The sequence below is a fragment of the Methylomonas sp. MgM2 genome, assembly GCF_054172045.1.
Window position 1 is genome coordinate 1 of the sequence record NZ_JBSYXO010000060.1, and the last position, 12,727, is coordinate 12,727.

Here is a 12,727-nt window from a genome sequence, read left to right on the forward strand (position 1 = left end):
TAATGCAAGGCCACGGTCAATTCCACCGTGCCCAAGCCGGCCGAGAAATGCCCGCCCGATAGGCTCACCGTGTGGGTAAGGTAGGCCCTGACTTCGTCGGATAATTGTTTTAGTTGGTCTTTGGATAACGCGCGTACATCCGCCGGACTATGAATGTTACTCAATAGGGCGCAATCTTTTTTCAGGTTCATAATCAGTACAAGGGTTCACGATAGAACATCAAAATGACGCCTATTTGGAACAAGGCGAACACTGAGACAAAACCGGCTATGTTTTTACCGGGGGAATCAAGTTTGAGTTCCAGCCAGCGGCCGCAAGCAAGAATCAGTGAAAAAACACCCATCAAGGTATGTCCGACCTGAATTAAAAAGGCCGTTTTCGCTTCAAACCCGACATGTGAGTGGGCAAGTAGCATCATGCCGCCGAAGGCGGCAAGAATCGGAAAGATGAACGGCAAAATGCCCGGATTGTCGCTAACGCGCGCGCGCATTTCCATCCAGCCCAAGGCGAACACGAGCAATGTCGCTAAGCGATGTTGTAAGACCTCGCCATTATTGAAAGTGCTGTCCCAGAAGCCGATCGGACCTAATGGCCAGGTTTCGGCATCGCTGCGGAAAAACAGGAATACCCCCAGCAACATGAATCCGACCGGCCAAAAACGCGCCCAATGGTGATAGCGCGGCCAGTAAGACAGCATGGCGAAGATACTCATTACGGTTAAAAATATGCCGGAGATGTTGTGGTTGTAATCGGACCAGGCCGTTGCCGCTTCGGACGGCACTTGGCCCACGATCGCGACGCGTCCGGCTTCGCCGGCGAGTAGCGCCTCGTGAGTTGGCGATATGAAGCGCGGGATACGGGGCTTGAACATCTTCAGCACTTCTTCCCAGCTTGCCGTCAAGTGCGGTATATCGACCGAGGGAGGTTGAGAAGCCAAACTAGCCGCCGTAAACAATATCGTAATCAGAACCAGCGATTCGGCTTCGATATAATAAGGAACGCGCGCGGTCAACGCATGGAGACTGCGGTTCTCGAAATAGTTCATGACCGCTTGGCGGTTCATCCAGGCGAAACCTAAAGCCAAAGACATCATCATGATTTTGACCATCAGCAAATTGCCGTATCCGGCACCGATAAAGCCTTGGAAGGTCCGGATGTAATACCAAGCCAACGGACTGCCGGTTAGCAATAATGCGGTAACTGCGGCGATGCCGAGGCCGGAAAAACGTTTCAGCATAAGCGGCCAGGTATCGATGGCAATCAAGTTTTGTTTTTTCATGCGCCAAATCAGCAGCAACTGAAAAATGCTTCCTACCCAAACGGCGGCTGCAATCTGATGACAGACCGTCAAGGTCATTAACAAGGCCCTATCATCCAGGCGGCTGGCGCCGTGAACCAACCAGGCGGCGGACATGGCTAACGGTAGAATAATCGCGCAGGCTTGAGTCCAGCGTTCCTTGGAGCGTAGGTTTTCTTGCAGCACGCATTTGACAAACCAAAACATCGCGAAAGCCGAAGCAGCCCGCGCCAAGCCGGCTTGGAATTGCACGGTGTTTAAAAATGCCGGGAACGGCGATTTACCCAAAGTCGCAGCCATTAGCCATATTTTCAGGCCGATCTTGGACAATTGGGTAATGACCAGAGCTTTGCTGCCGAACTGGATCAGATCGGCGGTTTTTTTCAACAAGGTGTTGTTATAGTTCGAATCTTCATCCCAAGGACGCAGAATCAAATATCCCCACAATAAACCGCCTATGGCGATCGAATAAAAGGTCAGATCGACGCCGCCGATCAGTGAATCGAGATAATCCGCAATGCCTTCCATACTTCTTAATTAGGCTATTTAACAAAAAAATGCAGCAAGTCTTCGCTTAAGTGGCCGTCGGCCGCGAAGATTTTTAATTTAATCGCATATTCGCCTGGTTCCAGGGCCGGCAGGTCCAGCAACACCGTGCCCGGTTTTAGGCCGGGCGTCGCGGAAATGACTTGCATTTTGTCGCCCGCACTAACCAGCAAAATTTCGGATAAGTCCAGTTCGACCTTGGAGTTAAACGATAACTCAACTTGGCTGGCTTGATTGACCGGCACCGGTTTTAACTCTAAGGAGTTTTTTGTGACGACGGCGTGAGCGAAAACACCGGCGCTGTTCGTCAAAACCAATATCAATAAAGCTGATTTGAGAAAACGCATCTGTTGCTACTCCTATTTTCTATTTTTTAATGCATGGCTAGCCAGGTTTTTGCCCAGCGTCCAAATCGAACCGGTGACGTTGTGCGTGTCGGCTATGGTTTTGTCCATCGAGCCGATGATCCAATCGCGGTCCTTTTGGTTTAGGTTCAAGGGCGGCAGGAATTTGACGACGTTCATACCGTGTCCGGCGACTTGGCTCAGAATACGGTGTTCCTTGAACAGCGGTATGGTAATCATTTGGCAGAACAGGCCTTTGTTAGCGGCTTCCAGCATGGCCCAGGCCGCTTTCAGGCCTAAACTTTTCGGCGCATGGAATTCGATCGCGATCATGGAACCCTTGCCGCGCGCTTCTTTCAAGAATTCATACTTTTCGCTCATCGCGTTGATGGTAGTGATAATGTCTTCGCCGACTTTGGCACTGTTTTCCACTAAGTTCTCGGCGCGCATCACTTCCAATGTGGCCAGGCCGGCCGCCATTGCCATGTTGTTTTTCGAGAATGTCGATCCATGCACAACGGCGCGGTCCATGCGGTTGAACACCGTGTCCATGATTTTGCCGGTCATCGCGACACCGCCGACCGGCACGAATCCGCCGGACAAGGCTTTTGCCATTAGTATCATGTCGGGTTTGACGCCCCAGTGGTCGATGGCCCAGAATTTACCGGTGCGGCCTATGCCGGTTTGGATTTCGTCGGCGACGAACAATGCGCCGTATTTTTTACAGAGACGTTCTACTTCCGGCAGATAATTGTCATCGGGAACATTAACGCCTTTACCTTGAATCGGCTCGACGATGAAAGCGGCGACGTCTTTGCAGCTGAGTTCTTTCTCCAAGGCGGCCAGATCGTTAAACGGCACGGCGCTGCAGCTCGGCAGCAAGGGCCCGAAACCTTCGCGGAAAATTTCCTCGCCGTTCAAAGACAACGAACCCAGGGTCAGTCCGTGAAACGCATGTTCGCAATGGACTATGCGAGACTTTTTCGTGGTGTAACGGGCGAATTTAATGGCCGCTTCCACCGCTTCGGTCCCGGAATTACAGAAGAACATCTTATCCAGATTGTCGGGACAGGTGTTCAGGATATCTTTGGCGAGCAAGCCGCTGAGCAATGAAACGTCCATTTGCACCAGATTCGGTAACTCCATGGACAAGGTTTCTTGCAAGGCAGCAATGACGGTAGGGTGATTACGGCCGATCGCAAAGGCGCCAAAGCCGCTCAACAAGTCCAAATATTCGTTATTGTCCTCGTCGTATAGATATTGGCCGATGGCTTTTTTATAGTTTCTGTCGTAACCGATGGTTCGCAGCACCCGCACCATTTGGTTGTTCAAATAGTGTTCGTGTAGATCGAATTTTTCGTCGAAATGCTGATTAAAAAGATCGGCAATGCTAAAAGACATTTAATACCTCTTAATTACGGACTGACGCGGTCTCGACCGGCCAGTAATGAATCAGATTGAAAAATGAGCGCTTCATAGTGGCTCAATTCACTATCGGGGCGGCGGGTTGGCTATCCGGTATCCCCAACTGTTTGGCAACGAATTTCAATGTTTGTTGCGCGGCACGGAAATGCAGGCCCAGCCGAATCAAGCTAACGATTTCCCATGGGTGGCAAAACAAAAAACGCAGCAGCTTGGGTAATTCCACTTGTCCTTCATCGTTCAATCCGGCCTGCACGGCTCGCGGCAAATCCATGTTCGCCGGATCGGCAATGCTGCGGATCGCAATAAAAGGGACGTTACAGTTCGCGGCAACTTCTGCAATTGCGGCGCTTTCCATGTCCAGAGCAACTGCTTGACTGCTATGGTGAATCTTTTGTTTGTCCTGGTTACGGCTAATCAGCTTTGCGCTGGTAAATAGCGGGCCGTATTTTACGGATATGGCTTTATCCAATATTCGCTGAATATCCTCGCGCCAGGAAGCATCCGCGTCAAACCGGTCCCGTTCACTGATGACATGTTCGGTAACTATCAAGTCGCCTGGTTTTAAGTGCTTGGCTAAACCGGCTGCACAGCCCCAGCTTAGTAGCCGTTTTACGCCTTTGTCGATCAAACTCCGTGCGGCGTCGGCCGCATTCGTCATTCCCGTGCCGCTATAGCAGATCCAGGTGTTGTTGACTCTGCAGCATTCGCCCCGAGATAGTTTCTTGTCCGTCAGAGTGCGCAGTTCTTCAGGCAGCGCAACGACAATGCCGACAAGGGTGTCGGCATCGCTGATCGAGACATGCGTTGATTCGGCGGATTCGGTCACTACAGTTTTGCCAATTCGTTACGATACCTGGCCAGTGCCCAAAGCGGAAAGAATTTATCGTAACCGTGGTATTTCAAATAGAAAACCCGCGGAAAGCCCGGTGCCGTGAAGCACGGGTCGTTCCAAACACCGTCGCCTTGTTGGTTACGCAATATGAAGTCGATTCCGGCCTTGACTTCCGGGCTGTTGAATTCGCCCGCCGCAATCAAGCCAAGCACTGCCCAGGCGGTCTGGAAGGCCGTGCTGAATTCGTATCGGCCGCGGTATTTTTTGTCGTCGTGGTAGCTTAGGTTATCTTCGCCCCAGCCGCCGTCTTCACGTTGCACGCTTTTCAACCAAGCTACCGCTTTGGTGTACATGGCATCGGTTTTGGGCAGGCTGGTTTGCTCGAGACCCAAGAGCACAGACCAAGTTCCATAGATATAATTGCTGCCCCAACGGCCGAACCAGGAGCCGTCGATCTCCTGTTCGCTACGGATGTAATCGATGGCTCGCTGCAGGGCGGGCAAGTAGTCGGGATGGTCTTTGGAAACGCTCGCCATCAGCATCGCGCAGCGAGCACTGACATCCACGGTTGGCGGGTCGAGCAGCGCGCCGTGGTCGGCGAACGGGATCTCGTTCAGATAATAACAGGTGTTATCCACATCAAACGCACCGTAACCGCCGTTTTCGGATTGCATTCCGACTATCCAACGGGCGGCGCGGTGAATGGATTCTTCCATGCCGGCTTGGCCGGACTCGGCCATAGAGAAAGCGACGACGGCGGTGTCGTCAACGTCCGGATAATAGGGGTTGGCGAATTGGAAGGCCCAGCCGCCGCCGGCTAATTCGGGGCGCTGAACGCGCCAGTCGCCTGCTTCGTCCGATAACTGTACGCTTTTCAACCAATCGTAGGCCCGGCCCAATGCGGCGGCATTTCCTTGTTTGTCGGCTTCTAGCAGCGCCAGGCTAGCCAAACCGGTATCCCAGACGGGCGATAAACATGGCTGGCAATAGGCCTCGTTATCGTTGACGACCAATAATTTGTCGATGGCTTTGCGGGCGATCACGACATTAGGATGATCGTTCGGGAAGTCCAACAACAACATCGCTTCATAGGCGTTGACCATGGCCGGAAAAATACCGCCGAGACCATCTTCGCCATTCAGGCGTTCGGTGAACCACGACACAGCTTTGTCGATCGCCTGTTTGCGCGTGCGTTGCGGGATCAGCGGCTCGGTGACGCGGCCGATTTTGTCCAATGCCAGGAAACATTTGTTCAGCAGTGTGCGTTCCGGGAAGTAGTGCTTTTCCTTGTCCGGGTGAACGACGAACAATTCTAAGATGTCTACCTTATTCGGATTTTTGGCCTTGGCTTTCAGTGTGCACAGAATAAAAAGCGGCACCATAACGGTGCGCGACCAATATGAAACCTTGTTCAGATGAAATGGAAACCAGGCAGGCAATAACATGATTTCCACGGGGATATAGGGTACGCCGCGCCACGGTATCTGCTCGAACATCGCCAGCGCAATTCTGGTAAATACGTTGGCTCGGGCGGCACCACCTTGAGCCAGTATCCATTCGCGCAGCCGCACCATATGCGGTGCGTCTACAGCGTCGCCGGCCATTTTCAGGGCGTAGTAAACTTTTACGCTACAGCTGATGTCGCCCGGCCCGCCCGTGAACAGGGGATAGCTGCCGTCCGGGTTTTGCCGGCTACGCAAATAGACCGCTATTTTGCTTTGCAGTTCTTCGTTAATGTCATCCAGATAATGCATCATCATGATGTATTCGGCCGGAATGGTGCAATCGGCTTCCAGCTCGAATACCCAGTAGCCGTCCGGATTCTGCAGGCTCAGTAATTTGCTTTGCGCGCGTTCAATCGCGGCATTCAGGGCGCCGGAAATGTTTCGATTGGCGGGGTTGTTATGTTGAGTGTCGTTGCTGCTGGTTTCGATAGGGGATTCTGTAAACATGGCGATTCCTTATTCTCCAGTGTGCGATTCGGGTAAATATTGCCAATCAGGAGTTTTGAGTTCCTTACTGGTCAAATTAAAAACTAAAGAAAGTAAAAAGTTGTTGCGTGCAGTCAGCTTGCAAATCAAGACTGTGGCTTTAACGCTATTGCGGCTGATCTTTACTTGATCGGACTCGTTGAAGTTCAGGTTGTGTTTAAGCTTCTTCAGGGTCAACACCGCCATGCCTAATGCCCATAAACAGAAGTTGCGAATGCCGGTCTCACCGCTCGGCAACAGTTGGGTGTACGTTAAGGCATTTTGTAGATGACCATGAGCGATACTGATGAGATGTTCCAAGCCCAAGCGGAAACGCGGGTCATCGGTTTCAGGCGTCAGGTCCGCCAAATCGAAACCGGTCTCGGTAAAAACGTCTTGCGGCAGCCAACATACGCCACGTTTTGCGTCATCCCAGATGTCCTTCAAGATGTTGGTCATTTGTAGGCCTTGGCCGAAAGATACCGACAATTCAAGCAAGCGATCGCGGTGTTGGTTGATCTCCGGCGAATAATGACAGAACAATTTTGCCAGCATTTCACCTACGCAGCCCGCTACGTAATAGCAATATTCATCCATGTGTTTCATGGTTTTCAGGCCGGCACGTAGATCAAGCGCCTGGTATATAGGCATGCCTCCCGCCATGGTTTCGACGCAACAAGCCAATGCTTCGACTTGTGCCGCATCTAATTTGTGCGTTATCGCGATTACTCGCGGAATAAGATGAATCAGACTGTGTTCGGCCGGAATGGTCTGCTCGGATAGCAATGGGGCCAATTCTTCGGCAAACGATTTAGCGTCTTGCCCCGTTTTCACGATTTGAATGAATTTGCTGCAGAAACGTTTTTTCTGTTCCGCTGTCAGAGAAACTTCGTCTTCTATCGTGTCGACTATGCGACATAACAAATAAGCGTTGGCGACCGCCGGATACAGTTTTTCGGGTAGTTGAGGAATAGTGAGTGCAAACGTGCGCGATACGCCCTCAAGCAACATAGCCTGTAGCTCGGTGTCCGGTAATTGCATGAGAAATGACGTGTTGTTGAATGGTTGAGGTCCGTTCATGAGCCTTTAATAGCCAGCCAAATTGTTGAAGCAATAATAGACTGTTTGTTGGTATTTTGCAAAGTGATGTTGTTTTATGGCAAATACTTGATCATCGGTTTTGTTTTTCTATGCCTTTTGGACTAAAAAACAGTTTGAAAATAGATGGTTTTTTATTGTTAATTAAGGTAATTTTTCTATATGGAACTTGACGAAAGGGATGGGGTGCGGTTGATGAGAAATTATGATTGCCGTTAGGAATGGTGATGGCAATGGCTTGTGTTTTTTCGTTTATACTGGAGCAAATGGTAAAAAAGTAGTATTCTAGCAACATCCGGGTCGTACGGTTCGCTGAGATTTTTTGCATATTGTAATATTTATACGGCCTGAATATCAGAATTTGTGCAGTTGTCCTTGTTGTTGTTTTTTTGTGACAAGGGCTTTTGCGGGATGGTTTAGTTATTTGGAGAGTGCGTCGTGAGTGTTCCTTTACGTCAACAATTGACCGTAGGTAGTTATTTGATCAAACAAAAGCTTAAAGGTAAAAAAAAATATCCTTTGGTTTTGATGCTTGAGCCGTTGTTCAGATGCAATCTTGCTTGTGCCGGGTGCGGCAAAATTGACTACCCCGACGAGATTCTTGACAGGCGCTTGTCGGTCAAAGAATGTTTAGACGCGGTGGACGAATGCGGTGCGCCCATGGTGTCGATTCCGGGGGGAGAGCCTTTGATCCATAAGGAAATGCCTCAAATCGTCGAAGGCATTGTTGCTCGTAAAAAGTTCGTCTATTTGTGTACTAATGCTTTATTGCTCAGGAAACGCATCAATGACTACAAGCCATCGCCTTACCTGACTTTTTCAGTGCACTTAGATGGTTTGAAAAGTCGGCATGATACATCTGTCTGTCAGGACGGTGTGTTTGATATTGCAGTCGAAGCCATTAAACTGGCATTGAGTAAGGGTTTTCGCGTAACGGTTAACTGTACCTTATTCCAAGGCGAAACGCCGGAAGAGGTGGCCGAGTTTTTGGATTATTGCATGGATCTAGGGGTCGAGGGTGTGACTATCGCCCCAGGATTCAGTTATGAGCGTGCGCCGAAACAAGACGTCTTCATCAGAGGTGCGGATGTCAAAAACCTATTCCGCGGCATTTTCAAAATCGGCAAAAAGCGCAAATGGAAGTTGAATCACTCTTCGCTATATTTAGACTTCTTGGCGGGCAACCAAGGTTATAACTGTACGCCATGGGGTAATCCAACGCGTAACGTATTCGGTTGGCAAAAGCCTTGTTATTTGCTGGCTGATGAAGGCAACGCGGGCTCCTTCCAAGAATTGCTGGATACTACGCCATGGCATAAATATGGCACGGTCAAAAACCCAAAATGTGCGAATTGCATGGCGCATTGCGGCTATGAGGCGACAGCCGTTGAAGATACATTGGCAAATCCGCTGAAAGCATTTTGGACCAATATCCGGGGACCTAAAGTTTCAGGTGCTATGGTTGCGGAAAAAATGCCTGAATATGTGGAGCTTGGTAAGTCCTCGATAGCCGATATTCCGATCAAGATAGAATCTTGAGTGTGCTAAGCCTAATAAGGGGTATCTTTGAACTGATGGCATTTAGGTATGACGACATTAAAAACAATTTATTTTAGCTTCATTATTCTGCTGTTGATTACCTTGTCACCATTGACATTGGCGGAGGAAAAGTCTGCTAGACAAGTAGTGGAAGAGTTTCAGAATAAGCTTATCGATGTCATGAAGCAGGGTAAGGAATTAGGTTTTCAAGGGCGCTACGACAAACTGGATGCGGCTGTACGAAAGAGTCACGATCTTCCCAAAATCGCCCGAATCGTGGTCGGCAAAGAATGGGAGAATTTGACTTCAGAACAACAGGCCAAGTTGGAAGCCGTATTTAGTCAATTAAGCGTCTCCGCTTACGCGCACAATTTCAAAGATTTTTCCGGAGAGTCTTTTAGCTTTATTTCAGAAGAAGAAACCGGTCGAGGCGGCATTGTGGTACATACTAATTTAAAAATTCCGGGCGAAAAGGATGTTAAATTCGACTACATGATGAAGAAAAAAGACGATAGTTGGCAAATTATCAATATAATTGCAGACGGTGTTAGCGATTTGGCCTTGAAGCGGTCGGATTACACCAGCGTCTTGAATCGCGAAGGATTCGACGCATTAATCGCTAAAATCGATGAGAAAATAGAGAGTTACGCTAAACAATAAGTTTTTCAGGAATTGTATTTAATGTATACCCCTCGTTATTCAGGTAAAGGTCGCGCATCTTTAACTCACGCTTTGTTGCTTTTAGGTGCGCTGGCGGTTACCGGTTGTGCCGGTACTGAGCCGGCAACCGGTGGTGCTGATTTTTCAAGTGCACCCGAAGTGAACCCGGTCGACCCTTACGAAGGCTTTAATCGGTCGATGTACGGATTTAACGTGGGCTTAGACAAATATTTGCTGAAGCCAGTTGCCGACGGTTATCGCTTCATCACGCCCGGCTTTATGCAGACCGGTGTTACCAATTTCTTTAACAACCTGAAAGGCATTAATGTTGTATTGAATGACCTGCTTCAGGGTAAATTCGAGCAGGGCGGTTCCGATTGGGGGCGTTTTCTGGCGAATTCAACAATCGGTTTATTAGGCTTGTTCGATGTGGCTACGGAAATTGGATTGGAGGCCAATGTTGAAGATTTTGGCCAGACATTAGCCGTTTGGGGGGTGGGCCAAGGCCCTTATTTGGTTTTGCCGGTTCTTGGTCCGACCACATTGCGCGATGGTGGAGGCGTTATATTTGACAGGGCGGCAAATCCAAGTACATACGTGCCCGGCACCGGTATTATCGAGGGCATCAATGACAGAGCGAATGCCGAGGGCGCGTTAAACTTTATCGATGAGGCTGCGCTAGACCCGTATGTGTTTACCCGCGAGTCATTTCTACAATATCGCAATAATCTGATTAACGATGGCAAGTCCGAAGCCGAAAGCTTGGACTTCGACGTTGAAGCTGCGTTTGATGACGCTGACGACGGCGCGTCTGTCGAAAAACCAGTCGACAGCAAGCTTGAAACCAATAATGTCGACAATCGAATAGAAAATAAGGCCGATGCGAATGTTGACAATGTTTCGGTTCGCGAACACTAAGCTTTCGACAGCATGTTAATGTCCTTCGATGCGATTTGCCGCTTATCCGAGCCCAACCTCTCAACAGTATTGAAAGCTGAGCAGCAAATAGTATCGATGGTATTTCGAAACTAATTGCTGTCGAAATTTGAAGCTAGCTGGACGGCTTGCTTCATTTCTTCGTAAGTGTTGTAAAAGTGCGGAGAAAATCGAATGCCTCCACCGCGCATGGCGCAGACGACGCCGTTTTTTTGTAAGTATTCGTAAAGCACTTCGTTGGGGATTGTCCGATGCTTGAAGACCACAATGCCCGATTTCAATCGAGCGTTTCGCTCGGACAATAACACCAAATTTTTGTTAGTAGCGATAGATTCTTTTAGATAATCGCCACGTTCGATTACTAACGATTCAGTCGTTTCCATTCCTTGCTCCAGCAACAAAGATAAGCTGGCGGAAAGAGCATGAATACCAACCATGTTCGGGCTGCCGCACTCAAATCTTCGGGCAGTGGGATGCGCCTCCCAAGGCTTGTTTTCGTAATTGTGCGTATTTTTCATCATATGCCAACCGTACTGAGTTAGTTTTAAACGCTCTCTGGCTTCGGGAGTCGAGTAAAACACGCCCAAGCCTTCCGGGCCGAACATCCATTTATGGCCGTCCGCCATCACGAAATCGGCCTGGTAGGCCTGAACATCGAACTGCACGGCACCGATGCTTTGGATAGCGTCGATGCAAAACAAGATGCCGCGTTGCTTGCAAAAATCGCCGATGCGCTCCAAATCCAAACGCAAGCCCGACGCGAACTGGATTGAGCTGACGGTCAGCAATCGGGTATGCCCATCCACCAAGGCGAATAAGGCTTCTTCGGGACTATCGGTATTCGAGATAGCGGCTTGGCGTAGCTCCACGCCCTGATCTGCTAGCGATTGCCACGGCAAACGGTTGGACGGGAACTCCTCGTCGCTGGTGACGATGTTGTCGCCGGCTTGCCACGCTAAGCCGTAGGCGACGAAGGACAAGGCTTCCGAGGTGTTTTTAACCAAGGCGATGTCGGCGCTTGACGGGGCGTTGATCAGCGTTTGCAACTGGCGGCGTAGTTCGGATTCTTTTTTCAACCAGTCGGGATAGAAATGCGAGCCATAGCGGCAGTTCTGCTCTGCGAATCGGATCACCGCATCGCGCGTCCGCTTCGGCCAAGGCGCCACTGCGGCGTGGTTCAGATAAATCAGCTCGTCGGTCAATGGAAATTCCGGGTGTCTCATGAGTTTGTTCAGTAGAAATGGGGAAGCTGGCGCTTAAACGAAACGCGATTTTCGGTCAATCGGCCGAAGTAGTGCGACCCAATGATATAGCCGTTAAGCGGAAATTGAAAATGGAGACGGATATAGGGTAAATTGCCGGCAGCCTAAAATGGCTGTCGGCTCGCTAGTTTTCGGCGACTAGCGGGCCGGGATAAATGCGGAGAGGCAACAAATCTAATAATGCAGCAACGAGTGCACTTCATAGCCCTGCAATAGGTTTCTGCCGGCTAGAAAATCCAATTCCACCACGAACGCGCAAGCGACTATGCTCGCGCCTAATTTTTCAATTAATTCGCAACTGGCTTTGGCTGTGCCGCCGGTTGCAAGCAAGTCGTCGATCAATAGCACCTTGTCGTTTTCATTGAACGCGTCTTTATGTACTTGTAGTTCCGCCGAGCCGTATTCCAGGTCGTAGGAAACGCTGTGCACTTCGTAAGGTAATTTGCCGGGTTTGCGTAGCGGCACAAACGGTACGGCTAGTTCCCAGGCAACTAGCGATCCGAAAATAAAGCCGCGAGCCTCCATGCCGGCAACCGCGGTAATGTCGCGACCCAAAAATGGGTGCAACAGTTGGTGCACGGTTAGTCTGAGTGCGAATGGATCTTTGACCAACGGGGTGATGTCTTTGAACACAATGCCCGGTCTCGGGAAGTCGGGAATGTCTCGGATTTTGCTTTTTAATCGTTCCATTGCTGTTCCAATTTGTATTAGATCCAAAAAGCTTCGATTTTCGCTAGGATCCCCTGAGAATCCAATCCGACTAGGCCGAGCAATTCCTCGCGGCCGCCCTGTTCGACGAAGCGGTCGGGCAGGCCGAT

The 12,727-nt window shown here is 49.9% G+C and carries 12 protein-coding genes; 3 read left to right on the forward strand and 9 right to left on the reverse strand.

Annotated features, from left to right (window positions below; genetic code table 11):
• From ACW73I_RS22165 to ACW73I_RS22195, 7 genes are all read right to left on the reverse strand, one after another.
• Positions 1-191 (reverse strand): 1-deoxy-D-xylulose-5-phosphate synthase N-terminal domain-containing protein (locus tag ACW73I_RS22165; protein ID WP_458031684.1); only part of this gene is annotated, 191 nt, incomplete at its 3' end.
• Positions 192-193: 2 nt separating this feature from the next.
• Entirely contained in the window at positions 194-1,825 is a 1,632-nt protein-coding gene (locus tag ACW73I_RS22170; RefSeq protein ID WP_458031685.1) for a copper resistance D family protein, read from the reverse strand.
• Between the two features lie 14 nt (positions 1,826-1,839).
• The gene (locus ACW73I_RS22175) at positions 1,840-2,190 is read right to left on the reverse strand and encodes a copper resistance CopC family protein (RefSeq protein WP_458031686.1); all 351 of its coding nucleotides are present in this window, start codon (positions 2,188-2,190) and stop codon (positions 1,840-1,842) included.
• Positions 2,191-2,202: 12 nt separating this feature from the next.
• A complete protein-coding gene (locus ACW73I_RS22180) occupies positions 2,203-3,588 on the reverse strand; it encodes an aspartate aminotransferase family protein (RefSeq protein WP_458031687.1) in 1,386 nt (461 codons plus the stop codon).
• Between the two features lie 82 nt (positions 3,589-3,670).
• Positions 3,671-4,438 (reverse strand): phosphorylase family protein, encoded by a 768-nt coding sequence (locus ACW73I_RS22185; protein ID WP_458031688.1) that lies wholly within the window; start codon positions 4,436-4,438, stop codon positions 3,671-3,673.
• Positions 4,438-6,396, reverse strand: a complete 1,959-nt coding sequence (shc, locus tag ACW73I_RS22190) for a squalene--hopene cyclase (RefSeq protein ID WP_458031689.1) — start codon at positions 6,394-6,396, stop codon at positions 4,438-4,440. Before shc ends, ACW73I_RS22185 begins: the two co-directional genes overlap by 1 nt.
• Positions 6,397-6,405: 9 nt before the next feature.
• Entirely contained in the window at positions 6,406-7,494 is a 1,089-nt protein-coding gene (locus ACW73I_RS22195) for a phytoene/squalene synthase family protein (protein ID WP_458031690.1), read from the reverse strand.
• Positions 7,495-7,950: 456 nt separating this feature from the next.
• Between ACW73I_RS22195 and hpnH the strand changes: the two genes are divergently transcribed.
• Genes hpnH through ACW73I_RS22210 form a run of 3 tightly spaced genes read left to right on the forward strand, consistent with a single transcriptional unit; the run spans position 7,951 to position 10,629 of the window.
• On the forward strand, positions 7,951-9,051 hold the full coding sequence (hpnH, locus tag ACW73I_RS22200) for an adenosyl-hopene transferase HpnH (RefSeq protein ID WP_458031691.1): 1,101 nt from the start codon (positions 7,951-7,953) through the stop codon (positions 9,049-9,051).
• Positions 9,052-9,099: 48 nt separating this feature from the next.
• Positions 9,100-9,711, forward strand: a complete 612-nt coding sequence (locus ACW73I_RS22205; protein ID WP_458031692.1) for an ABC transporter substrate-binding protein — start codon at positions 9,100-9,102, stop codon at positions 9,709-9,711.
• A 21-nt stretch (positions 9,712-9,732) separates the two neighbouring features.
• Entirely contained in the window at positions 9,733-10,629 is an 897-nt protein-coding gene (locus ACW73I_RS22210; RefSeq protein WP_458031693.1) for an MlaA family lipoprotein, read from the forward strand.
• Positions 10,630-10,739: 110 nt separating this feature from the next.
• On the opposite strand, the gene ACW73I_RS22215 is transcribed toward ACW73I_RS22210, so the two are convergent.
• Positions 10,740-11,870 (reverse strand): aminotransferase class V-fold PLP-dependent enzyme, encoded by a 1,131-nt coding sequence (locus ACW73I_RS22215; protein ID WP_458031694.1) that lies wholly within the window; start codon positions 11,868-11,870, stop codon positions 10,740-10,742.
• 213 nt (positions 11,871-12,083) lie between these two features.
• Positions 12,084-12,599 (reverse strand): adenine phosphoribosyltransferase, encoded by a 516-nt coding sequence (locus ACW73I_RS22220; RefSeq protein ID WP_458031695.1) that lies wholly within the window; start codon positions 12,597-12,599, stop codon positions 12,084-12,086.
• Between the last annotated feature and the right edge of the window lie 128 nt (positions 12,600-12,727).